Source organism: Micromonospora sp. bgisy143 (genome assembly GCF_057708145.1).
The window spans coordinates 133,716-156,913 of sequence record NZ_JBYIRN010000015.1 but is presented as its reverse complement, the minus strand read 5'-3'; the positions used below and the strand labels follow the sequence as shown (position 1 = coordinate 156,913).

The following is a 23,198-nucleotide window of genomic DNA, read 5'->3' as shown; positions in this document are numbered from 1 at the left end:
CGATTAGGTATTGCTCTTCGCCGTAGGCCCGGGGCTGATGCCCCGGGAACCCCGGCGAGAAAGGCTGACGAAATCCATGACGATGACCGACCCGATCGCAGACATGCTCACGCGTCTGCGTAACGCCAACCAGGCGTACCACGATCAGGTGAAGATGCCCTACTCCAAGATCAAGGCGAACATCGCCGAGGTCCTGAAGGCCGAGGGTTACATCTCCACCTGGTCGGTCGAGGAGCCCGAGGAGGGTGCCGTCGGCAAGCGACTGGTCGTCGAGCTCAAGTACGGCCAGAACCGGGAGCGGAGCCTGGCCGGCATCAAGCGCGTGTCCAAGCCCGGTCTCCGGGTGTACGCCAAGTCGGACGGGCTCCCGCGGGTGCTCGGTGGGCTGGGCGTGGCGATCATTTCGACGTCCCAGGGGCTGCTGACCGACCGGCAGGCCCGCAAGCGGAGTGTTGGCGGGGAAGTCCTCGCCTTCGTCTGGTAACGGGAGACTGGTAGAAATGTCGCGAATTGGACGTAAGTCGATCCCGGTGCCATCCGGCGTCGACATCACGATCGACGGGCAGACCGTCAAGGTCAAGGGCCCGAAGGGCGAGCTCCAGCACACCATCGCCGAGCCGATCACGATCGAGCGTGGCGAGGACGGGCAGCTGAACGTCAACCGCCCGAACGACGAGCGCAAGGCCAAGGAGCTGCACGGCCTGAGCCGTACCCTGGTCGCCAACATGATCGTCGGCGTGACCGAGGGCTACCGTAAGAGCCTGGAGATCGCCGGTACCGGTTACCGGGTCACCGCCAAGGGTTCGGACCTCGAGTTCGCGCTCGGGTTCTCGCACCCGGTGGTCGTTCCCGCCCCGGCGGGCATCACCTTCACGGTGGAGCGGCCGACCCTGTTCCACGTGGCCGGCATCGACAAGCAGCAGGTCGGTGAGGTCGCCGCCAACATCCGGAAGATCCGTCCGCCGGAGCCCTACAAGGGCAAGGGCGTGAAGTACCAGGGCGAGGTCATCCGCCGCAAGGCTGGAAAGGCAGGTAAGAAGTGAGCGCCACGCTGCTCAAGCGCCGCCGCGGCGTCGCCGCCAAGCGCGCCGTTGGGCGTGCGCGTCGGCACTTCCGCGTCCGCAAGAACGTCAGCGGTACGGCCGAGCGTCCGCGCCTGGTCGTCACCCGTTCGCTGCGGCACATCGTCGCCCAGATCGTCGACGACACCAAGGGTCACACCCTGGCGTCGGCGTCGACCCTGGACGCCTCGCTGCGCGGCACGGAGGGCGACAAGAGCGCCCTCGCCGGCAAGGTGGGCGCCCTGCTCGCCGAGCGGGCCAAGGCCGCCGGCGTCTCCAAGGTCGTCTTCGACCGCGGTGGCAACCGGTACGCGGGGCGGGTCGCCGCGCTTGCCGACGCCGCCCGCGAAGCCGGGCTCGAGTTCTAACAACCCCGTCACGAGAGATAAGGAAGGCTGCTGATGCCAGGTCAACAGCGCCGTGGCGGCGGGTCCGGTGGCAACGAGGGTGGTCGCCGCGACAACCGCCGTGAGGGCGGCCGCGGAAACGCGCCCGTCGAGAAGACCCCGCACCTTGAGCGGGTCGTCGCGATCAACCGCGTCGCCAAGGTCGTGAAGGGTGGTCGTCGCTTCAGCTTCACCGCCCTGGTGATCGTGGGCGACGGCGACGGCACGGTCGGCGTGGGCTACGGAAAGGCCAAGGAGGTGCCCGCGGCGATCGCCAAGGGTGTCGAGGAGGCCAAGAAGCACTTCTTCAAGGTCCCGCGGATCGGTCAGTCGATCCCGCACCCGGTGACGGGTGAGGACGCCGCCGGCGTCGTGCTGCTCAAGCCGGCCTCGGCCGGTACGGGTGTCATCGCCGGTGGTCCGGTGCGTGCCGTGCTGGAGTGCGCCGGTATCCACGACGTGCTCTCCAAGAGCCTCGGCTCGTCCAACCCGATCAACATCGTGCACGCCACCGTGGCGGCCCTGAAGGGGCTTGAGTCCCCCGAGCAGGTCGCGGCGCGTCGTGGTCTGCCGGTGGAGGACGTCGCGCCGGCCGCCATGCTGGCGTCGCGGGCGGGGGTGGCGTCCTGATGGCACGCCTGAAGGTCACCCAGCTCCGGTCCGGTATCGGGACCAAGCAGAACCAGCGTGACTCGCTGCGTTCGCTCGGTCTCAAGCGGATCAACGACGTGGTGGTCAAGGAGGACCGGCCCGAGATCCGCGGCATGATCTTCACGGTCAACCACCTCGTGAAGGTCGAGGAGGTCGAGTAATGACGATCAAGGTGCACCACCTGCGTCCGGCGCCCGGTGCCAAGACCGCGAAGACCCGTGTGGGTCGCGGTGAGGGCTCCAAGGGCAAGACCGCCGGTCGCGGTACGAAGGGCTCCAAGGCCCGCAAGAACATCTCGGCGGCGTTCGAGGGTGGGCAGATGCCCATCCACATGCGTCTGCCGAAGATGAAGGGCTTCAAGAACAGGTTCAAGGTGGTCTTCCAGGTGGTCAACCTGGACCGGCTCGCCGAGCTGTTCCCGAACGGCGGCCAGGTCGGCCCGCTCGAGCTGGTCGAGGCCGGCGCGGTCCGCAAGGGCCAGCCGGTCAAGGTCCTCGGCACCGGGGATCTCGGTGGGGTGGCGCTCCAGGTGTCGGCGCACGCGTTCAGCGCGTCGGCCAAGGAGAAGATCGCCGCCGCCGGTGGCTCTGTCACCGAGCTGTAAGGCGTACGACCTCGGCGCCCGTCCAGTTGTGAGCAACTGGCGGGCGCCTAGGTCTGCCTGGGGCCTGAGCGCCCGGTAATATCGGAATCGGTTTATGTAGCCGGGCACACCTGCCCGGAGCGGGACGGGGCTGTTAGAGTCCCATCCCAGCCATGGATTCCGGGCACTCGCCCGGGATGCACCCCGACCCGCCAGGGATCACCGGCGGCCCGCCTCGCGCAGGAGGAAGAAGTTGCTGTCCGCCTTTCTCAGTGCGTTCCGTACGCCTGACCTGCGCAAGAAGCTGCTGTTCACAGTAGGCATCATCGCGGTCTACCGGCTGGGTGCCACGCTGCCCAGCCCCGGCGTCTCGTACGGCAACGTGCAGAAGTGCCTCGACTCCATCTCGGGCGACACGACGGGCCCGCTGAATCTGCTCAACCTCTTCTCCGGCGGAGCGCTGCTCCAGCTCTCGGTCTTCGCGCTGGGCATCATGCCCTACATCACCGCGTCGATCATCCTGCAGCTGCTGACCGTCGTGATCCCGCGCCTCGAGCAGCTCCGCAAGGAGGGCCAGGCCGGCCAGGCGAAGATCACCCAGTACACGCGCTACCTGACCCTGGGTCTCGGTGTGCTGCAGGCGTCGGCGTTCGTGGCCCTGGCCCGTTCCGGCCAGCTGTTCCAGAACCGCTGCGACCAGTTCCCGATCATCCCCGAGGGCACCGGCATCCCGGACTGGCTGACCCTGTCCGTCCTGGTGATCACGATGACCGCCGGCACCGGCATGGTCATGTGGCTGGGCGAGCTGATCACCGACCGCGGCGTCGGCAACGGCATGTCCGTCCTGATCTTCACCTCGATCGCGGCCCGCCTGCCCAGCGAGGGCTGGCAGATCAAGACCAGCAAGGGCTGGGACATGTTCGCCCTGGTCATCGCGCTGGTCCTGGTGGTCATCACCGCGGTCACCTTCATCGAGCAGGCGCAGCGCCGCATTCCGGTGCAGTACGCCAAGCGGATGATCGGCCGGCGGATGTACGGCGGCACCTCGACCTACATCCCGCTCAAGGTCAACCAGGCGGGTGTGATCCCGGTCATCTTCGGCTCGTCGCTGCTCTACCTGCCGCAGCTGGCCCTGCAGTTCTTCGACCAGAACGACCCGGGCAAGGTCCAGGCCTGGATCCAGAACAACCTGGTCAACCCGAGCAGCCCGATCTACATCACGGTCTACTTCCTGTTGATCATCTTCTTCACGTACTTCTACGTGTCGATCACGTTCAACCCGACCGAGGTCGCGGACAACATGAAGAAGTACGGCGGGTTCGTGCCGGGCATCCGTCCGGGCAAGCCGACCGCCGACTACCTGGACTTCATCCTCAGCCGGATCACCCTGCCGGGCGCGCTCTACCTGGGCGTCATCTCGATCCTGCCGAACTTCTTCTTCATCTGGCTGGACAACCAGCAGTACCAGAACTTCCCGTTCGGTGGCACCGCTGTGCTCATCATGGTCGGCGTCGGTCTGGAGACCGTGAAGCAGATCGAGAGCCAACTCATGCAGCGGAACTACGAAGGGTTCCTGCGGTAGATGAGACTCGTTCTGGTTGGCCCGCCGGGCGCGGGCAAAGGCACACAGGCCGAGTTCATCGCCGCGCACCTCTCGGTGCCCAAGATTTCGACCGGGGACATCTTCCGGTCGAACGTCACCCAGGGCACGCCGCTCGGTGTCGAGGCGAAGCGCTACATGGACGCGGGCGAGCTGGTTCCGGACGAGGTCACCATCAACATGGTCCGGGATCGGCTCGCCGAGCCCGACGCCAGCGAGGGCTTCCTCCTCGACGGCTTCCCGCGGACCACTCCGCAGGCGGCCGCCCTGGACAAGCTCCTCGCTGACCTGGGCACCGCTCTGGACCTGGTCCTCGAGCTGGTGGTCGACGACGACGAGGTGATCCGGCGGCTGTCCGGCCGGCGCACCTGCCGGGGCTGCGGCAAGATCTGGCACGTCGAGTTCGACGCCACCACCCGTCCGGGCATCTGCGATCGGTGCGGCGCCGAGCTGTTCCAGCGCGACGACGACAAGCCGGAGACCATCGCCACCCGCCTGCGGGAGTACAGCGAGAAGACCGCCCCCCTGGTCGACTACTACGGCGCCCAGGGCAAGCTCGTCGGGATCGACGCCACCGGCCCGGTGGAGGACGTCACGACCCGGGCCATCGACGCGCTGCGGTCGTACGGCGGCTGAGGTCCGGCCGCGCTGCGGCGGATAGAGTGCGAACAGCGGGGTACGCGCGACGTGCCCCGCTGAACGGCCACGAAAGGTAATCGCTCCATGCGTCGTCCCCAGCTGGACATCCAGCTGAAGACCCCTGACCAGATCGAGAAGATGCGCGCGGCCGGGCTCGTGGTCGCCGAGGCTCTGCGCCGGATGCGTGAGGCCGTGGCACCCGGCGTGAGCACCGCCGATCTGGACGCCATCGCCGAGTCGACGATCCGTGAGGCGGGTGCCGTCCCGTCGTTCAAGGGGTACCACGGCTTCCCCGCGTCGATCTGCTCCTCGGTGAACGAGCAGATCGTGCACGCCATCCCCTCGCCGAACCAGGTGCTCGTCGAGGGCGATCTCATCTCGATCGACTGTGGCGCGGTGTTGAACGGGTGGCACGGCGACTCGGCGATCACCGTCGGGGTCGGCGAGGTCGACCCGGCGCTGCTGAAGATGGCCGAGGTCGCCGAGGACGCCATGTGGGCCGGCATCGCCGCCGCTGCCCGTGGCGCGGCCAGCGGTAAGGGCCGGCTCACCGACATCTCGCACGCCGTGGAGAGCGCGGTCCGCAAGGGCGGCCGGTACGGCATCGTCGACGGGTACGGCGGGCACGGTATCGGCACCGAGATGCACCAGGACCCGCACGTGCTCAACCACGGCCGGCCGGGCAAGGGGCCGCGCCTGGTCCCGGGCATGGCGCTGGCGATCGAGCCGATGATCACGATGGCCTCGCCGCGTACCGTCGAACTGGCCGACGGCTGGACGGTCGTCACCCGGGACGGCTCGATCGCGGCGCACGTCGAGCACTCGATGGCGCTGCTGCCGGACGGCGTCTGGGTGCTCACCGCGTTCGACGGGGGCCGCGCCCGCCTGGGCGACCTGGTGACCGCCCGGCAGCCGGCCGCCTCCACCACCCCCTGACCGGTCCCGCCGAGCCGGCCGCCTCCACCACCCCCTGACCGGTCCTGCCGAGCCGGCCGGTCAGGCGAGGCCGGGGTGGGCCGCGTCGTGGCGGTTGGTCGACTCGGTTCCGGTAGGTCGCCCTGTCCCACGCCCATGGACACCCCGATCGCCCGGAGGTCGAGTCGATCAAGGGCAAGGCGTCCGGGACGGGACGGATTGGCGGGGCGGTGGCATGCTTGCCGGCATGGACGGGCGCGACGAGATGCGGGCGGCGGACGCGGACCGGGAGACCGTTGCCGAGCGGCTGCGGGTGGCGCTCAACGAGGGCCGTCTGGACCTGCACGAGTACGACGAGCGGTTGCAGCGGGCCTATGCCGCGCGCACGTACGGCGAGTTGGACGTGCTGCTGACCGATCTGCCTCCGGTGACGCCCGCGCAGCGCTCGGCCCTGGCGCCGGCCGCCGAGGTGCCGGTCGCCTCCGGGGGCGGGCCGGACGCCGTCGGTATGCGCGGGTCGACCGCCCGGTGGCTGGCCGAGGTCTGGCTGCCGTACCTGCGGGTGGTCGCCATCGTGGTGACCATCTGGGCGGTGACGTCCCTGCTCAGCACGGAACTGCTCTACTTCTGGCCGATCTGGGTGGCCGGGCCGTGGGGTGCGGTGCTGGTGGTGCGTACCGTCGCCGGTCTGACCGGGGGAGAGCCCCGACGCCAGGCACGTGAGCGCGAGCGCCGCCGCCAACGCAAGCGGGCCAAGCGCGAGCGCCGGCGCGAACTGCGCGCCGCCGAATCAGACGATCCCCCACAACCGCCTGATCCCCGAACCCCGCGGCGATCATGAAGTTGTTGTCACGACACGCCGTGATCGAGGGCAATAACTTCATGATCAACGGGAGCGGGGCGGGGGTTGAGGGGGAGCGGGGTGGGTGGTTTGGCGGCGGGCGGCTGGCCGGCGTACACTTTCAGATCGGCGCACAGCGTCCACTCCCGCATGCCCACCCTGCGCTTCGGTGGGAGCTGGAGCCGCGGCTGGCGCGGTCTTCTGATTCCAGTCAGATTTCCGTGTAAGACGTTGTGGGTCGCCCGGTGCAATCGACGTCAGGACAGCGGAGGACATGCCGAAAAAAGACGGAGCCATTGAGATCGAGGGTCGGGTCATCGAGCCCCTGCCGAACGCCATGTTCCGGGTGGAGCTCGCGAACGGCCACAAGGTGTTGGCTCACATCAGCGGCAAGATGCGGCAGCACTACATCCGCATCCTGCCGGAGGACCGGGTCGTCGTCGAACTCTCGCCGTACGACCTGACCCGCGGGCGCATCGTCTACCGCTACAAGTAGTCCTGACGACGGCCGGGAAGTCCCGTGTCCGTCTTCGACGTCCGGTCTCGCGCATGGCGCGTTGCCGGGCCAGATGGGAAGTAAGGCAACCGTGAAGGTCAAGCCGAGCGTCAAGAGGATCTGCAACAAGTGCCGGGTTATCCGCCGGCACGGCCGGGTCATGGTCATCTGCACCGACCCGCGCCACAAGCAGCGCCAGGGCTGACTCATTCCGTCCGGCCGGAACACGGTCGGGTGGCGTCGGTCCGCGCGGTTCCTCAGCGACACACACATCACACATGCTCGTCCCAGCCGCGAGTGGTACGTGAAGACGTACTCCCTTCGTGGCTGACCCCCGGTCGGAGGCCGGGGCCCGCTCGGGCAGCGACCGATCCCGGTCGCCGGCGCTCACCGCGTCGGAAAGACGGGACGGCCGGTAGCGGGGTGGGACGGGTCCACACCTCCGCCACACATCACAAGGAGTACGCCCGCACATGGCACGTCTAGTCGGCGTGGATCTCCCCCGCGAGAAGCGGATGGAGATCGCGCTCACCTACATCTTCGGGGTCGGTCGTACCCGCGCCCTGGAGACGCTCGCCGCCACCGGCATCTCGCCGGACAAGCGCGCTCGGGACCTCACGGACGAGGAGCTCGTGCAGCTCCGCGACCACATCGAGGGCAACTACAAGGTTGAAGGTGACCTGCGCCGCGAGGTCGCCGCTGACATCCGCCGCAAGGTCGAGATCGGCTGCTACGCCGGCATCCGGCACCGCCGGGGCCTGCCCGTGCGTGGCCAGCGGACCAAGACCAACGCCCGGACCCGCAAGGGCCCGAAGCGGACCGTCGCCGGCAAGAAGAAGCCCGGCAAGAAGTAATTCCTGAACCGGAACTCCAGCCGGCCGCCGTCGAGGTAGGCCAGGCCGCAACCGGTTCCGGAATGTCAACTAGGAGCGCACAGACTTATGCCACCGAAGGCTCGTGCCGGAGCCGCTGTCAAGAAGGTCCGGCGCAAGGAACGCAAGAACGTCGCCCACGGGCAGGCGCACATCAAGAGCACCTTCAACAACACCATCGTGTCCATCACGGACCCGACCGGTGCGGTCATCTCCTGGGCCTCCGCGGGCCAGGTGGGCTTCAAGGGCTCCCGCAAGTCGACTCCGTTCGCCGCGCAGCTGGCCGCCGAGGCCGCCGCGCGTCGGGCCATGGAGCACGGCATGCGCAAGGTCGACGTGTTCGTCAAGGGCCCCGGCTCCGGCCGGGAGACCGCCATCCGTTCGCTGCAGGCCGTGGGCCTCGAGGTCGGGCAGATCTCCGACGTCACCCCGCAGCCGCACAACGGTTGCCGTCCGCCGAAGCGTCGTCGGGTCTGAGAGGTAGAGAGAGATGGCTCGTTACACCGGTGCTGACTGCCGCCGTTGCCGGCGGGAGAAGATGAAGCTGTTCCTCAAGGGCAGCAAGTGCGATGGCCCGAAGTGCCCGTTCGAGTCCCGGCCGTTCCCGCCCGGGCAGCACGGCCGCGGCCGTACCAAGGAGACGGAGTACCTGCTCCAGCTCCGCGAGAAGCAGAAGGCCCGCCGCGTCTACGGCGTGCTGGAGAAGCAGTTCCGTGGCTACTACGAGGAAGCCGTCGGCAAGCAGGCCAAGACCGGTGAGGTCCTCCTGCAGATCCTCGAGTCGCGGCTGGACAACGTCGTTTACCGGGCCGGCTTCGCCCACTCGCGGGACATGGCCCGCCAGCTGGTGAAGCACGGTCACTTCACGGTGAACGGCAAGAAGGTCGACATCCCGTCGTACCGCGTCAAGGAGCACGACATCATCGAGGTCCGGGGCAAGAGCAAGGAGCTCACCCCGTTCGTGGTGGCGCAGGCTCAGGCCGGTTCGAAGACGGTGCCGGCCTGGCTGGAGGCCATCCCCAGCCAGATGAAGGTGCTCGTGCACTCCCTCCCGGCCCGGCAGGTCATCGACACGCAGGTCCAGGAGCAGCTGATCGTCGAGCTCTACTCCAAGTAGTCGGGCTCGTTGCGGTGGCCCGCCCGCTCGGGCGGGCCACCGGACAGTTTGTGTCGTGGACGTCAAATAGCGGGCGTCCCGGAAGAGAAGAGAAAAGATGCTCATCAGCCAGCGACCCTCCCTCTCCGAGGAGTCGATCAACGAGACCCGGTCGCGGTTCGCCATCGAGCCGCTGGAGCCGGGCTTCGGCTACACCCTGGGCAACTCGCTGCGGCGTACGCTGCTGTCGTCGATCCCGGGTGCGGCGGTCACCTCGATCAAGATCGACGGCGTGCTGCACGAGTTCACCACGATCCCCGGTGTCAAGGAGGACGTGGTCGAGCTCGTCATGAACATCAAGGAGCTGTGCGTCAGCTCCGAGCACGACGAGCCGGTCAGCATGTACCTGCGCAAGCAGGGCCCGGGCGACGTGACCGCGGGCGACATCCAGCCCCCGGCCGGCGTCTCGGTGCACAACCCGGACCTCAAGCTCGCGACCCTGAACGGCAAGGGCCGGCTCGACATGGAGCTGACCGTCGAGCGGGGCCGGGGCTACGTGACGGCCGCCCAGAACAAGCAGTCCGGCGCCGAGATCGGCCGCATCCCGGTCGACTCGATCTACTCGCCGGTGCTGAAGGTGACCTACCGCGTCGAGGCGACCCGTGTCGAGCAGCGCACCGACTTCGACCGGCTGATCATCGACGTCGAGACCAAGCCGTCGATGGGCCCGCGTACCGCGCTGGCCTCCGCCGGCTCGACGCTGGTGGAGCTGTTCGGTCTGGCTCGTGAGCTGGACGAGACGGCTGAGGGCATCGACATCGGGCCGTCCCCGCAGGACGCCCAGCTGGCGGCGGACCTCGCTCTGCCGATCGAGGAGCTGGACCTCACCGTCCGCTCCTACAACTGCCTCAAGCGCGAGGGCATCAACTCCGTTGGTGAGCTCATCGGGCGTACCGAGGCCGACCTCCTCGACATCCGCAACTTCGGTCAGAAGTCGATCGACGAGGTCAAGATGAAGCTCGCCGGGATGGGTCTCGGGCTGAAGGACTCGGCTCCGAACTTCGACCCGGCGCACGTCGTGGACACCTTCGGCGAGGCCGACTACGACACCGACGACTACCGCGAGACCGAGCAGCTCTAGTCCGCGCTGCCGCCACAACTGAGGAGCACCAAAAATGCCCACGCCCACCAAGGGCCCCCGCCTCGGCGGCAGCCCCTCGCACGAGCGGCTGATGCTGGCCAACCTGGCCACCGCGCTGTTCCAGCACGGCAAGATCCAGACCACCGAGACGAAGGCCCGGCGGCTGCGTCCGCTGGCCGAGCAGCTCATCACCAAGGCCAAGCGTGGCGACCTCGCCTCGCGCCGCCGGGTGCTGGGCGTCGTCAAGGACAAGGACGTGGTCTACGCCCTGTTCGACCAGATCGCGCCCCGGTACGCGAACCGCCCCGGCGGTTACACCCGGATCGTGAAGACCGGTCCGCGCAAGGGTGACGCCGCTCCGATGGCGATCATCGAGCTGGTGGAGGAGCTTCAGGTCGCCGAGCCGAAGGCGAACAAGAAGACCGCCGCCCGCAAGGCCGCGCAGCAGGACAAGGTCGAGGCGCTCGCCCCGGCCGAGGACGCTCCGAAGTCGACCGACGTCGACCAGGACTCCGAGGCACCGGTGTCGGCCTCCGGCGACACCGCCGAGGCGCGCGAGGACAGCGACCTCGCCACCGAGGAGAACAAGGCCTGACCTTCGGGCATCAGTGCGGGCCCGGCACCCCTTTCGGGGTGTCGGGCCCGACCCGTAACAGGAGGTACGAGGTGGACGAGCGGATCCGGCTGCGGCTGGACGTCTCGTACGACGGGGCGGATTTCTCCGGGTGGGCGCCCCAGCCGACGCGGCGGACCGTCGCCGGGGTGCTCGTCGAGACCCTGGGCCTGGTCCTGGGCGTGGGCACGGCGACCGGTCTGACCGTCGCGGGCCGCACCGACGCGGGGGTGCACGCCTCCGGGCAGGTCTGCCATCTGGACCTACCGGTCGAGGTGTGGCGGGAGCACGAGGGACGACTGCTGCGCCGGCTGGCGCGGCTGCTCCCCACCGACGTGCGGGTACGGGCGCTGACCGAGGTGCCCGCCGACTTCGATGCCCGCTTCTCGGCCACCTTCCGGCGTTACGAGTACCGGGTGACCGACGCCCCGTACGGCGCGGAGCCGCTGCGCCGGCACGAGGTGCTGGCCTGGCCGCGCGCGCTGGACCTGGCGGCCCTGAACGCCGCGGCCGAGGGTCTGGTGGGGGAGCACGACTTCGCCGCGTACTGCCGTCGCAAGGAGAACGCGACGACGCTGCGCGAGGTGACCCGGCTGGACTGGCGGCGTGACCCGGACGGCATCTTGGTCGCCACCGTGCAGGCGGACGCGTTCTGCCAGGCGATGGTGCGCAGTCTGGTGGGGGCGATGCTCGCGGCCGGCGACGGCCGCCGGCCGGTGCGGTGGCCGGGCAGCCTGCTGACCCAGAAGGAGCGGTCCAGCGAGGTGACGGTGGCGCCGGCGCACGGGCTGACCCTGGTCGCGGTCGGCTACCCGGACGATCCGGCGGACTACGCCCGCCGTGCCGACCTGACGCGCCGGCTGCGGGTGCCGGTCGAGGGCTGACGGGCGGACCCCGGTACGGACGACGACGGGTGCGCCACCCGTTGGGCGGCACACCCGTCGGACGCGTCGCGGGTCAGTCGCCGTCCTCGCTGCCGCTCTGGCTGTCGCTGCCCTCGGTGGGCGCGGCCGTCGGCTGTCCGGCCGTGCCGAGGTCGGCCCGCCGTTGCAGGACCCCCCGGCTGAGGTGCGCCTCGATCATGTCGAACAGGATTTCCCTGATCTTGGTGTCGCCGGACTTGACCGCGCTGCCGTCGGCGCGGACGACCAGGGCGTACGCCAGGTAGTGGCCCTTGACCTGCCAGCCGACCCGGGCCGGGGCGCTGGTCAGCGCATCGGTCTCGTCCCCGGCGGTCAGCCCCCGGAAGCGGCCCTGTCGCTCGTCGAGGAGCTGCCGGATCCGGTCCCGGGCCCGCTCGGCGTTGGCCCGGTCGGTGAGGTTGAACAGGCCGGTGGTGACCAGGTGCTCGCCGTCGGGGGTCCGCAGGGTCGCCCGGACGACCTGGTTGCAGCCGAGCCGGACCAGCAGATCCGCGACCTCGTCCGTGGCGGCGACGGCGCAACTGCCGCTGGACTGGGTCTTGAGCACCCGGTAGGCGGGCTGGCCGTCGGCGAGCTTCAGCTCCTTGCCGGGGAAGAGTTCCTTCGCGGTGAGCGGTGCCTGGTCGGTGTCGCGCGAGTCGAGATCCTGCGGCGCGGCGGTGGCGGACGGCGCGGCGTTCGGTTGGTACGTCGGGGTGGACCCCGGCGTCGGATCGCGATCCCCCAGCAGCGCGGCGGCGCCCAGACCGCAGAGTGCGAGCAGCACGAGGACGGCCGCGCCGCCGATCACCACCTGCCAGAGCCGCCCGCCGCCGCGCCGGGTGGGTGGCTCCGTCGGCCGGGCCGAGGTGTAGACCTGGCTGCGGGGGGCCGCCGGCGGTGCGGTGGCGCGGGCGGCCGGCGGTGGCTGGTTGGACGGCAGCACCAACTGGTTGGGTCGGGGCAGCGACGGCGCGGGAAACCGCGACGGTGAGGGGCCGGCCGCTGGAGGGGGACCGGCGCCGAGCACGTCCAGGTCGGACCCCGGCCCGGGGTCCTCGAATGCGTCCTCTTCGGACTCGTACCGATACACCATGTCGCCCAGAGTAGGAGCCATTGTCCCTTTAGGGGGTAATATTGGGGAAATGTGGGTGTGGGTAGTGTCGTTGCCCGCCCGAGCCGGTGCGAGAATTGCCGGCGTGACCGGCGACCACTACTTCACCGCGCAGCCCGCCAGCGACGCACCGGCGCGCGAGGTCGAATTCTCCGTCGCCGACCGCGACTACCGACTCGCCTCGGCCGGCGGCGTCTTCTCCGCCAGCCGGCTCGACCCCGGCACCGCCGTCCTCCTGCGCAAGGCCGACCTGCCCGCCGCCGACACCACGGGTGACCTGCTCGACCTCGGCTGCGGGTTCGGGCCCATCGCCTGCGTCCTGGCCGACCATGCGCCCACGAGCACGGTCTGGGCCGTCGACGTCAACGCCCGCGCCCGCGACCTCACCGCCGCCAACGCGGCGCGGATCGGCGCCGGTGACCGGGTCCGGGTGAGCGCGCCGGACGACGTACCGGCGGAGGTGACGTTCGCCCAGCTCTGGTCCAACCCGCCCATCCGGATCGGCAAGGACGAACTGCACGAACTGCTGCGGCGCTGGCTGCCCCGCCTCGCCCCGGACGGCGTCGGCTGGTTGGTCGTCGCCCGGCACCTCGGCGGCGACTCGCTGCATCGCTGGCTCGTCGAGCAGGGCTGGCAGGTCGAGCGGCAGGCCAGCCAGAAGGGCTTCCGGGTGCTGCGGGTCACCCGGTAATTGGATGTCCCTACCAGGCCCGTCTGGGGCAGGATCCCGGCGTGGGATACGTGGACGTGGCAGCGGTCGGGCACACCCTGCCCGATGGTCGGGAACTCTTCGCCGACGTGTCGTTCCGGGTCGGTGAGGGCGCCAAGGTAGCCCTGGTCGGGCCGAACGGCGCGGGCAAGACGACGCTGCTGAGGATGGTCGCCGGCGATCTCCCGGTACGCGTGGGCAGCATCGCGCGGGCCGGCGGGCTGGGCGTGATGCGGCAGTTCATCGGCATGATCGGCGACGAGACGACGCTGTACGACCTGGCCCTGTCGCTGGCCCCGCCCGCCCTGCGCGACGCCGGCCACCGGCTCGGCGAGACCGAGGCGGCCATGCGGGCGGCCGAGGCCCGCGGCAAGTACAGCACCGCCGCGGGCAAGGCGCAGCTGGCGTACGCGGACGCGCTCGGCGCCTGGGGCGAGGCCGGTGGGTACGACGCCGAGGTGCTCTTCGACACCGTCGCCACCATCGTGCTCGACCAGCCGTGGGACGGCGTTCGGGACCGACCGGTGCGGACGCTCTCCGGCGGGCAGCAGAAGCGGTTCGCCCTGGAGTTGCTGCTGCGCGGCCCGGACGAGGTGCTGCTGCTCGACGAGCCGGACAACTTCCTCGACGTGCCCGGCAAACGCTGGCTGGAGACGCGGCTGCGCGAATCGACGAAGTCGGTGCTCTACGTCTCGCACGACCGTGAGCTGCTGGCGCAGAGCGCCGACCGGGTGGTCGCCGTCGAGGGTGGCAGCGCCTGGGTGCACCCGGGCGGGTTCGCGAGCTGGCACGAGGCCCGGGTGGCCCGGCACGCCCGCCTCGACGAGCTGCGTCGCCGCTGGGACGAGGAGCACCAGAAGCTGCGCGAGCTGATGCTGATGTACAAGCAGAAGGCCGCGTACAACGACGGGTTGGCCTCGCGGTACCAGGCAGCGCAGACCCGGCTGCGCAAGTTCGAGGAGGCCGGTCCTCCGCCCGTACCCCCGAAGGACCAGGACATCCGGATGCGGCTGACCGGCGGGCGGACCGGCAAGCGCGCGGTCATCTGCGACCAGCTCGAGCTGGACGGCCTGACCTTCCCCTTCGACCTGGAGATCTGGTACGGCGACCGGGTGGCGGTCCTCGGTGCCAACGGCACCGGCAAGTCGCACTTCCTGCGGCTGCTGGCGCGCGGCGGCACCGACCCCGACCCGGCCAACGGGCCGGTCGACGGCGCGTGGGCGCTCGCGCCGGTGGCGCACGACGGTACGGCCCGGCTCGGTGCCCGGGTCCGACCCGGGCACTTCTCCCAGACGCACGACCGACCGGAGCTGATGGAGAAGACGCTCGTCGAGATCCTGTGGCGGGGCGACGAGCACCGCCAGGGGATGGACCGGCACGCGGCGATGGGGGTGCTCAGCCGGTACGAGCTGGCCGGGCAGGGCGACCAACGCTTCGGCACCCTCTCCGGCGGGCAGCAGGCCCGGTTCCTGGTGCTGCTGCTGGAGCTGTCCGGGGCGACCCTGCTGCTGCTCGACGAGCCCACCGACAACCTCGACCTGGCCAGCGCGGAGGCCTTGGAAGCGGGTCTGAACGCGTTCGAGGGGACGGTGGTGGCCGTCACGCACGACCGGTGGTTCACCCGCTCCTTCGACCGGTTCGTGCTGTTCCGGGGCGACAACGAGGTCGTGGAGACCCCGGAGCCGGTCTGGGACGTCGGCTGATCGGTCGCCGGGCGTGGGTGCGTCCGGCCGGCATAGGGTGGATCTCGTGACAGAGATGACCTATCGCCGGCTGGGCGACTCCGGGCTCGTGGTGTCCGTCGTCGGAATCGGCTGCAACAACTTCGGCCGCAAGCTGGACCTCGACGGCACCCGGGCGGTGGTGGACGCCGCCCTGGACGCCGGGATCAACCTGTTCGACACCGCCGACATCTACGGCGAGCCGCAGGGCGGCTCGGAGGAGCTGCTCGGGCAGGCGCTCAAGGGACGCCGCGACGACGTGGTGGTGGCCACCAAGTTCGGCATGGACATGCACGGCCTCAACGGGCCGGACTTCGGAGCCCGTGGCGCCCGCCGCTACATCGCCCGCGCGGTCGAGGCGTCGCTGCGCCGGCTCGGCACCGACCACATCGACCTGTACCAGATGCACGAGCCCGACCCGGGTACGCCGATCGACGAGACCCTCGCCGCCCTGGACGACCTGGTCCGCGACGGCAAGGTGCGCTACCTGGGCAACTCCAACTTCGCCGGCTGGCAGATCGCCGACGCGGACTGGGTCGCGTCGTCGAACGGCCGGGCCCGCTTCATCAGCGCGCAGAACCACTACAGCCTGCTGGAGCGCTCGGTCGAGACCGAGGTCATCCCGGCGTGTGAGCGGTTCGGCCTCGGCATGCTGCCGTTCTTCCCGCTCGCCAACGGCCTGCTCACCGGCAAGTACAAGCGCACCGAGCAGCCCCCGGCCGGCAGCCGGCTCTCCGGTGGCGGCCGGTACGCCGAGCGGTTCGCCGCCGCCGACTGGGACACCATCGAGGCCATCGAGGCGTACGCGAACGAGCGGGGTCTGACCATGCTCCAGGTGGCGATCGGTGGGCTGGCCGCCCAGCCCGCGGTGACCTCGGTGATCGCCGGCGCCACCAGCGCCGAGCAGGTGCACGCCAACGCCGCCGCCGGCACCTGGGAGCCCACCGACGAGGACCTGACGGCCCTGCGCGACATTCTCTGAGCCGGACGGACCGGGCAGGCGCGTCGGGGTGGGGCGTGCCTTGATCCACTCCGGTTTCTGGATGGCGGGGTGTCCGCTGGGCCCGGAAGGCGCGATCTTCTTGACGTCGAGTCGATCAAGCCCGGTCGGGCGGCCGCCGGTCGGGCGGGGGCGGATGACGGCGGGCCGGGTCGCTGGTCGCGGCCCGGCCCGTTTCGTCGTCGGTGTCGGTCAGTCGGCGGCGCGGCGGCGGCCGAAGAGCATGGCCACCCCCATCGCGGCGGCGACGAGCACCAGCCCGGCCGCCGCCAGCGGCCACCACCGGGCAACGCCCTGATCGCCGGTCGGCTTGTTCAGCGCCACCGGGGTGGGCGGCGGCTGCGTCTGCGCCACCTGCGCCTGCACGGTCGCGGTGGTCTTGGTGCCGTACGGCGCCGGGGCGTTCACCGTCACCTGCCAGGTGCCGGGGGTGAGGACCGGACCGCTGCTGTAGAAGCCCTGGCCCTCGGGTGCCGGCTCCAGTTGCACCGGACCCACCTGCTGCTTGTCCGGGCCGACGGCGGTGAGGGTCAACCGCACCACCTGGTCGAGCCGGCGGCCGTCGGCGTAGGTGGCCTGGATGGTCACCCCGACGGCCCCGTCACCGGCCACCACCAGCTTGATCTTGTCGGCCCGTGCGGCGGCCGGCGCCGTGGCGACCAGTGCCAGGACCAGCCCGGCGAGGACGGCGGCGACCGTCGTGCGGATACGTGTCACGGACGTCTTCTCCCTAGGCCGTGTGTCAAAGTCCTCCGCCGCAGGCCGGCCAGGGGCTTTGACACACGGCCTGATGAGGGAGGCCCCTCCCCGACGCCGGAGCGTCGGGAAGGGGCCTCGGTCGGATCAGAGCTGGCGACCGGGTGCCAGCCGGGTGGCGTCGCCACCGAGCCGTCCCGTGCCCTTGACCGGCTCGCCGTCATTGGCCTTGACGCCGGCCTTGCTGGCCGTCCCGCCGAGCCGCACGATCATCGCGTCGGCGTCCCGGGTGAGGGTGTCCCGGATCTCGGCCTCGGCCACCAGGGTGGCGTCGGTGGCGAGGTCCCGGAACTGGGTCAGCTGCTTGATCGCCTTGTTGTCGTTGCCGGCCGCCTCGGCCTGGCGGGCCGCGTCGAGCTTGGCGGTCAACTGCTTGTGCGCCTTGGCCGACAACCGCCCCGTCGCCTTGAACCGGTCCAGCAGGAACTGCATGTCCCGGAACGAGGTGGTGACGAAGAACCGGACGTTCGAGGTCGTCTTGTTGCCGGCCTTGTCGGTCGCGGTGACGGTCAGCTCGTGCAGGCCGAGCGACAGCTCGTACATGGCCTGCAGGGTGCCGCTGGCGTACGTCTTGCCGTCGAGCTGGCCGACCACGGACGCGATGCCCGAGGTCGGGTCCACGGCCTGCCAGGACACCCGAACGTCCTGGCTGTCGCCGTAGAGCTGGCCGTCGGCGACACCGGAGACCAGCAGCGTCGGCTTGCTGCCGTCGATCTTCAGGATCGCCGACTTGAGCGTCTCGACGTTGCCCGCCTTGTCGGTGGCCCGGTACAGCAGCTCGTGCTGCCCGTCACCGGTCACCTCGACCGGCTCCGTGTACGGCGTCCACGCGCCACCGTCCAGCGACCACTCGACCGTCTTGACCCCGGAACCGGCGTCGGTCGAGGCGAGCACCACCGGGATCGTCCCGTTGTGCCAGCCCTCGTCGTTCGCCGGAGCGAACGTCGCAGTGGTGACCGGGGCGGTGGCGTCGATCTTGACCGTGACGGTCTTCGTCGACTCCACGTTGCCGGCCTTGTCGGTCGAGCGGAAGCGCAGCTCGTGCTCGCCGTCACCGCTGATCGCCACCGGGGCGGTGTAGGCCGTCCAGGCGGTGGCCCCGTCCAGCTGGTACTCGGTGCTGGCGAGCCCGCTGCCGCCGGCCTCGTCGGCGGCGGTCAGGGTGACCGTCACCGGGCCGGTGTACCACCCGTCGGTGGGGGTGCCGGACACCGCTGCGGTGGTGACCGGCGCCTTGTCGTCGGCCACCTTCGTGCTGACCCGGAAGTAGTCGAACGCGGCCGTCTTCGACGCCGTCTGGTTGGCACCGAGGGTGAACAGACCCACCTTCGGGGTGGCTCCCACCGCGCTGTTGGTCAGCGCCTCCAACGCGGTCCAGGTCGTCCCGTCAGCCGAGTACGACGCGGTGAAGGTGTCGCCCACCCGGGCCAGGCGCAGGTACCACACCGCCGAGGTGAGGCTGGTCGCCTCCGGCTGCGGGCTCTGCACCGTCCCGCCGATCTCGCTGCGGAACTCGATCCGCCGCGTGACCGCCTGGCCGGCCTGGTTGTCCGCGATGAAGTCGAACTTCAGGTAGTTGTCGTCGTCGGCCATGACGATCAGACCGGCCTGCTGGTACTGCTCGTTCAGCAGGCTGCCGTCGACCTTCGTCTCCAGGGTCCAGTCGCCCGAGGGCGCGGTCTGGAGGATGAAGTTCTTCGGCCCGGTGTTGTCGGTGCCGTAGATGTCACCGTTCGGCACGTCGATCCGCAGCGCGCCGTCGGTCACCCGGTAGCCGTTCGGGTCCTCCCGGACGATGGCGTCCCACCGGCACTTGTCCAGCGTCGTGCCGGTGAACTCGTCCGACGGCTCGACCGGGCCGGCCGGAGCGTCCGGCGTGACCACGAACGAGTCGAACGCGGCGTCCACCACGGGCGCCTCGGTGCCTCCGTTGAGCGCGAAGACCCCGATCCGCGGGTTGGTGATGCCGGCGAGCGCGGCCGAACGGCCGACCGGGGTGAAGGTCTGCCCGTCGCCCGAGAAGGCGGCGGTCAGGTTCGTCCCGTCGCTGGCGATCCGCAGGTACACGGTGTCACCCGCCGGCGCGTTGGCGGCGTCCGCGGACTCGTTGCGCGGCGTACCGGCGGTCTCCCGGATGAACTCCACCCGACGGCTGCCGTTGTAGAGCAGGTCCACCTTGGCGTAGTTGTCGTCGTCGCCGTACACCAGCAGACCAGCCTGCTGGTAATTGGCCGTCACCGGCAGCGTGACCTTGGTGGTCATCTGCCAGGCGCCGGTCGGCGCCGGCTGGAGCACCAGGTTGGTGGCGTCGTTACGGGAGCCGTAGAGGTCACCCACCGCGGTGGGCAGCTTCAGCGCGCCACCGCTGAGCGAGTAGAGCTGGTTCTCCCGGACCACCGTGGTCCACCGGCTCTTGTCCAGCGTGTTGCCGTTGAAGTCGTCCGAACGCGCCCCGAGGCAGGACGTGTCCGGAGCGTTCACCCGCACCGGCACCGTGGCGTACGACTTGGCGCCCTTGCTGTCGGTCACCGTGAGGGTGGCCGTGAAGGAGCCGACGCTGGTGTACGTGTGGCTGGCGTCCAGGGTGGACGCCGTACCGCCGTCACCGAAGTCCCAGGCGTACGTCAGCGGGGTGTCACCCTCGGCGTCGGTGGCGGTGCCGTCGAACGCGACGGTGAGCGGCGCGGTGCCGCTGCCCGGGGTCGCGGTGGCGGTGACCACCGGCGGCCCGTTCTCGGTGACGCCGCGACCGACGAAGTCCATCCAGTTGACGTTGAACAGCGAACCGGTTCCGCCGTTCGGGTCGCGGGCCACGAAGTACAGCCCGCCGCTCGCGGCACCGGTCACCGGCGCGCTCACGTCGGTGTACGTCTGCCACGCGCCGGTCGCCGGAACGGTGGCCGTGGCCACGATCGGTCCGTCGACCGCACCGGCGTGGACCTCGATCACACCGCCGGCGGCGGCCGAGGCGGCCCGGAACCGGATCTCGGTGATGTTGGTCAGGTTCGCCGGGACGACCGACCACCAGTCGCCGTCCTCGATGAACCCGATGTTCTGGCCGCCACCCGCGGTGTCCGACCCGGCCTCCCGCTGCACGCCGGCGTCGCCGCCGCCGGTGCTGCCGGCTACCCGCCCGGTGGCCGAGAAGTACTCGGCCTGTTTCTGCTTGGGCTGCAGGATCTCAATCTGCCGGCCGGTGAGCGCGCCGGAACCGCCCGCGCCACCCTTGTCGGTGTAGGTGGCCTCGAAGACCGCGAACACGTTGGCCTCGGCGCCGTGCCCGGAGGCGAGCGACGTCTGGACCGTGCCGGTGCAGCCGGTGTGCTGCTCCAGCGGGTGGGCGTGCTCGTCGTGGCCGAGCAGCACCTGGAGGTTGACCTTGGAGCAGTCGATCTGCCCGTCCTCGGGGTCGGTCACCTTGACCGTGTAGTTGACCTGGTCACCCCAGTTGAAGAAGCCACCGTCCGGCGGGAACTCGATGGTCACCGTCGGCGCGGTGTTGCCCACGGTGACCGGCACGTTGGCCACCGCGGTACGGCCCTTCGGGTTGGTCACGGTGAGCTGGGCGGTGTAGTTGCCCGCCGTCGCGTACGTGTGCGTCGGGTTGGCCTCGGTGGAGGTCTGCCCGTCGCCGAACGCCCAGGCGTAGGTGAGCGTGCCACCGTCCGGGTCCCGGGAACCGGCGCTGGAGAACTCCACCGTCAACGGGGCCGGACCCGAGGTCGGGTTGGCGGCCGCCGCCGCGATCGGCGCACGGTCACCGGCGATGTAGTCGATCCGGTAGACCCCGGAGTTGTCGTTGTTGCCGCCGAAGCCGCTGCCCCACTCGATCAGGTACAGCGCGCCGTCCGGACCGAACTCGAAGTCCATCGGCCGGATCATTGACATGCCCGGGAGCAACTGGTTGATGTCCACCAACGACTTGCCGTCGGGGGTCATCTGCATCGTGTACATCTTGTTCTGGTTCCACTCGCCCAGCAGCGCCTTGCCGTCGTAGTAGGCCGGCCACTTGCGGGTCGAGTTGAGGTTGGCGTCGTACCGGTAGGCCGGGCCGCCCATCGGAGCCCCACCGCCACCGATCTCCGGGTACCGCGCGTCACCGGCGTAGCCGTAGTCGACGGTGGCCGGGATGACCGGCGGGAGGTTGGTCAGACCCGTGTTGTTCGGCGAGTTGTTCACCGGCGCGGCGCAGTCGAACTTCGGACCGCTCGGGCCGGACGGGAACGTGTAGTCGTTGTACGCCTCGTTCGTGCCCGTGCAGTACGGCCAGCCGTAGTTGCCGGGGGTCACGACGTTCCACTCGACGAGACCGCGCGGGCCCCGGTCCGGGTTGTTCGAGTTGGCGTCCGGCCCGTAGTCACCGACGTACAGCGTGTCGGTCTTCGGGTCGGTGCCGATCCGGAACGGGTTGCGGAAGCCCATCGCATAGATCTCGGGACGGGTCTTCTCGGTGCCCGGCGCGAACAGGTTGCCCGACGGCACGGTGTACGTACCGTCGTCCTCCGGGTGGATCCGGAGCACCTTGCCGCGCAGGTCGTTCGTGTTGGCCGAGGTGCGCTGCGAGTCGTAGTCCTGGCGACCCGGACGCTCGTCCAGCGGCGCGTACGCGTTCGACTCGAACGGGTTGGTGTTGTCACCGGTGGCCAGGTACAGGTTGCCGGCGCTGTCGAACGTCATGCTGCCGCCCGCGTGGCAGCAGGTGTTGCGCTGGGTGTCGACCCGCAGCACCTGCTTCTCGCTCGCCAGGTCGATGGTGTCCCCGGTAACGGTGAACCGGGACAGCAGGTTCCGCGACACGTTGTCGTTCGGGGCGTAGTACAGGTACACCCACTTGTTGGTGGCGAAGTCCGGGTCGAGCCGGATGCCGATCAGGCCGTCCTCGTTGCCGGTGAAGACGTCCAGGTCGACGGCGGTGACGGTGTTGCCGGTGTCCGGCTTGATGATCTGCACCCGACCGTCGCGCTCGATGTAGAAGACCCGCCCGTCGGGGGCGATGTCCAGCTCCATCGGGTTGCTGGTGTTGCTGTCCAGCGTCACCTTCTCGAAGCTGGCGGTCTTCGACGCGCCGCAGTCGGCGTCGACCACGCCGGCCGCCGTCTGGATGCCGCCGAGCAGGTGCTTGAGGAACTCGGGCTCGGCGTACGACTCACGGGTGTGCCCGCCGCCGGTGTACCAGGAGCGGCCACCGTCGAAGTCCTGGCACCACGCCGTCGGGTGGTCGGCGCCCATCGCGCCGGCGCCCGGGGTGTAGCTCTTCTCGTCCAGGCTGGCCAGCACGTGCACGTCCGGCCGCGGGTTGGTCTGGAAGTTGTACCACTCGTCGAACCGGGACCAGCGCTCCGGCAGTCCGGCGGTGGACGGGTGGGTCGGGTCCTCCACCTTGACGGTGGCCTGCTGGTTCTGCGGGTGGTTGGCGAAGTACGCGCCGACCAGGTCGCCGTACCAGGCCCAGCTGTACTCGGTGTCCGAGGCGGCGTGGATGCCGACGTAACCGCCGCCGGCCTTCACGTACCGCTCGAAGGCCGCCTGCTGATCGGCGTTGAGCACGTCGCCGGTGGTGGAGAGCCAGATCACGGCCTTGTACTTGGCGAGGTTGGCGTCGCTGAACGCGGCACCGTCCTCGGTGGTGTCCACCGTGAAGCCGTTCGCCGCGCCGAGTTGCTGGATGGCGGCGATGCCGGTGGGGATGGAGTCGTGGCGGAAGCCGGCGGTCTTCGAGAAGACCAGGACGGAGTAGGGGTCGGCCGCTGCGGCCTTCGGTGCCTTCGGCACCGCCTGGGAGAGCGGAGCCGCGACAGGCACGTCTCGCGCGGGGATCTGCGCTCCGGTCGGAGCCGCCTGCGCCGGGGACCCGAGAAGGGCCGTCGACGTCAGGGCTAGGGACAACAGGGTAGCGGTGAGTGGTACACGGGCACGACGAGAACGGGACACGCCGCCTCCAATGTCGCGGTGGACAGGACTCGCGGGGCCGGCTCGCCGAAGACCGTCCCAGATGGAGCCGGTGGGGACGCCGTGCCAGGGCGTCCACGCCGGCATTTTGTCGAATCGCTGAACAAATTAGTTCTGCTGCATCGATGTCCGGCAAGATGCCGGCGGGTAACG

At 70.0% G+C, this 23,198-nt stretch carries 24 protein-coding genes; 21 read left to right on the top strand and 3 right to left on the bottom strand.

Translation table 11 applies throughout. From position 1 onward, the window contains the following. Nucleotides 1-76 precede the first annotated feature (76 nt). The 18 genes from rpsH (at nt 77) to truA (ending at nt 11,778) form a co-directional block, all read left to right on the top strand. A complete protein-coding gene (gene rpsH / locus AC3EN4_RS19000; RefSeq protein WP_422736963.1) occupies nt 77-484 on the top strand; it encodes a 30S ribosomal protein S8 in 408 nt (135 codons plus the stop codon). Nucleotides 485-500: 16 nt separating this feature from the next. Beyond that, the gene (rplF, locus tag AC3EN4_RS18995) at nt 501-1,043 is read left to right on the top strand and encodes a 50S ribosomal protein L6 (protein ID WP_422736962.1); all 543 of its coding nucleotides are present in this window, start codon (nt 501-503) and stop codon (nt 1,041-1,043) included. Next, nucleotides 1,040-1,429, top strand: a complete 390-nt coding sequence (rplR, locus tag AC3EN4_RS18990; RefSeq protein ID WP_088998360.1) for a 50S ribosomal protein L18 — start codon at nt 1,040-1,042, stop codon at nt 1,427-1,429. Before rplF ends, rplR begins: the two co-directional genes overlap by 4 nt. A 33-nt stretch (nt 1,430-1,462) precedes the next feature. Continuing rightward, complete coding sequence (gene rpsE, locus AC3EN4_RS18985; RefSeq protein ID WP_013288621.1) at nt 1,463-2,077, top strand: 30S ribosomal protein S5; 615 nt, start codon at nt 1,463-1,465, stop codon at nt 2,075-2,077. Then, nucleotides 2,077-2,259, top strand: coding sequence for a 50S ribosomal protein L30 (rpmD, locus tag AC3EN4_RS18980; protein ID WP_030329904.1), 183 nt, complete (start codon nt 2,077-2,079; stop codon nt 2,257-2,259). The genes rpsE and rpmD overlap by 1 nt, the downstream gene beginning before the upstream one ends. Then, the gene (rplO, locus tag AC3EN4_RS18975) at nt 2,259-2,702 is read left to right on the top strand and encodes a 50S ribosomal protein L15 (RefSeq protein WP_422736961.1); all 444 of its coding nucleotides are present in this window, start codon (nt 2,259-2,261) and stop codon (nt 2,700-2,702) included. Before rpmD ends, rplO begins: the two co-directional genes overlap by 1 nt. A gap of 232 nt (nt 2,703-2,934) precedes the next feature. After that, complete coding sequence (gene secY / locus AC3EN4_RS18970; RefSeq protein ID WP_422736960.1) at nt 2,935-4,263, top strand: preprotein translocase subunit SecY; 1,329 nt, start codon at nt 2,935-2,937, stop codon at nt 4,261-4,263. Then, nucleotides 4,264-4,917 (top strand): adenylate kinase, encoded by a 654-nt coding sequence (locus AC3EN4_RS18965; RefSeq protein ID WP_088950228.1) that lies wholly within the window; start codon nt 4,264-4,266, stop codon nt 4,915-4,917. Nucleotides 4,918-5,004: 87 nt separating this feature from the next. Then, the gene (map, locus tag AC3EN4_RS18960) at nt 5,005-5,856 is read left to right on the top strand and encodes a type I methionyl aminopeptidase (protein WP_422736959.1); all 852 of its coding nucleotides are present in this window, start codon (nt 5,005-5,007) and stop codon (nt 5,854-5,856) included. Nucleotides 5,857-6,100: 244 nt separating this feature from the next. Further along, nucleotides 6,101-6,676, top strand: a complete 576-nt coding sequence (locus AC3EN4_RS18955; protein WP_435207160.1) for a DUF1707 SHOCT-like domain-containing protein — start codon at nt 6,101-6,103, stop codon at nt 6,674-6,676. Between the two features lie 274 nt (nt 6,677-6,950). Then, on the top strand, nt 6,951-7,172 hold the full coding sequence (gene infA / locus AC3EN4_RS18950; protein ID WP_007073013.1) for a translation initiation factor IF-1: 222 nt from the start codon (nt 6,951-6,953) through the stop codon (nt 7,170-7,172). 91 nt (nt 7,173-7,263) lie between these two features. Beyond that, nucleotides 7,264-7,377, top strand: coding sequence for a 50S ribosomal protein L36 (gene rpmJ / locus AC3EN4_RS18945; protein ID WP_012184307.1), 114 nt, complete (start codon nt 7,264-7,266; stop codon nt 7,375-7,377). A 268-nt stretch (nt 7,378-7,645) separates the two neighbouring features. Further along, complete coding sequence (rpsM, locus tag AC3EN4_RS18940; RefSeq protein WP_007465236.1) at nt 7,646-8,026, top strand: 30S ribosomal protein S13; 381 nt, start codon at nt 7,646-7,648, stop codon at nt 8,024-8,026. Nucleotides 8,027-8,113: 87 nt separating this feature from the next. After that, nucleotides 8,114-8,521: a 30S ribosomal protein S11 gene (rpsK, locus tag AC3EN4_RS18935; protein ID WP_007073011.1), complete on the top strand. Its 408-nt coding sequence runs from the start codon at nt 8,114-8,116 to the stop codon at nt 8,519-8,521. A 13-nt stretch (nt 8,522-8,534) separates the two neighbouring features. Continuing rightward, nucleotides 8,535-9,161 (top strand): 30S ribosomal protein S4, encoded by a 627-nt coding sequence (rpsD, locus tag AC3EN4_RS18930; RefSeq protein ID WP_088987589.1) that lies wholly within the window; start codon nt 8,535-8,537, stop codon nt 9,159-9,161. Nucleotides 9,162-9,258: 97 nt separating this feature from the next. Beyond that, nucleotides 9,259-10,281: a DNA-directed RNA polymerase subunit alpha gene (locus tag AC3EN4_RS18925; protein WP_007465227.1), complete on the top strand. Its 1,023-nt coding sequence runs from the start codon at nt 9,259-9,261 to the stop codon at nt 10,279-10,281. A 34-nt stretch (nt 10,282-10,315) separates the two neighbouring features. After that, entirely contained in the window at nt 10,316-10,876 is a 561-nt protein-coding gene (gene rplQ, locus AC3EN4_RS18920; protein WP_435207153.1) for a 50S ribosomal protein L17, read from the top strand. Between the two features lie 71 nt (nt 10,877-10,947). Next, a complete protein-coding gene (gene truA / locus AC3EN4_RS18915) occupies nt 10,948-11,778 on the top strand; it encodes a tRNA pseudouridine(38-40) synthase TruA (protein WP_435207152.1) in 831 nt (276 codons plus the stop codon). A gap of 73 nt (nt 11,779-11,851) precedes the next feature. On the opposite strand, the gene AC3EN4_RS18910 is transcribed toward truA, so the two are convergent. Continuing rightward, nucleotides 11,852-12,892, bottom strand: coding sequence for a hypothetical protein (locus AC3EN4_RS18910; RefSeq protein WP_435207151.1), 1,041 nt, complete (start codon nt 12,890-12,892; stop codon nt 11,852-11,854). Between the two features lie 103 nt (nt 12,893-12,995). Between AC3EN4_RS18910 and AC3EN4_RS18905 the strand changes: the two genes are divergently transcribed. The 3 genes from AC3EN4_RS18905 to AC3EN4_RS18895 are packed head-to-tail and all read left to right on the top strand — an operon-like array spanning nt 12,996 to nt 16,322. After that, nucleotides 12,996-13,601, top strand: coding sequence for a class I SAM-dependent methyltransferase (locus AC3EN4_RS18905; protein WP_435207150.1), 606 nt, complete (start codon nt 12,996-12,998; stop codon nt 13,599-13,601). 41 nt (nt 13,602-13,642) lie between these two features. Next, complete coding sequence (locus AC3EN4_RS18900; protein WP_435207149.1) at nt 13,643-15,322, top strand: ABC-F family ATP-binding cassette domain-containing protein; 1,680 nt, start codon at nt 13,643-13,645, stop codon at nt 15,320-15,322. Nucleotides 15,323-15,359: 37 nt separating this feature from the next. Next, a complete protein-coding gene (locus tag AC3EN4_RS18895; RefSeq protein WP_435207148.1) occupies nt 15,360-16,322 on the top strand; it encodes an aldo/keto reductase in 963 nt (320 codons plus the stop codon). Nucleotides 16,323-16,532: 210 nt separating this feature from the next. Here the strand turns inward: AC3EN4_RS18895 and AC3EN4_RS18890 are convergent, their stop codons facing one another. Both AC3EN4_RS18890 and AC3EN4_RS18885 read right to left on the bottom strand, forming a co-directional pair. Beyond that, complete coding sequence (locus tag AC3EN4_RS18890) at nt 16,533-17,057, bottom strand: hypothetical protein (RefSeq protein WP_435207147.1); 525 nt, start codon at nt 17,055-17,057, stop codon at nt 16,533-16,535. A gap of 126 nt (nt 17,058-17,183) precedes the next feature. Beyond that, complete coding sequence (locus AC3EN4_RS18885; protein WP_435207146.1) at nt 17,184-23,027, bottom strand: ThuA domain-containing protein; 5,844 nt, start codon at nt 23,025-23,027, stop codon at nt 17,184-17,186. Between the last annotated feature and the right edge of the window lie 171 nt (nt 23,028-23,198).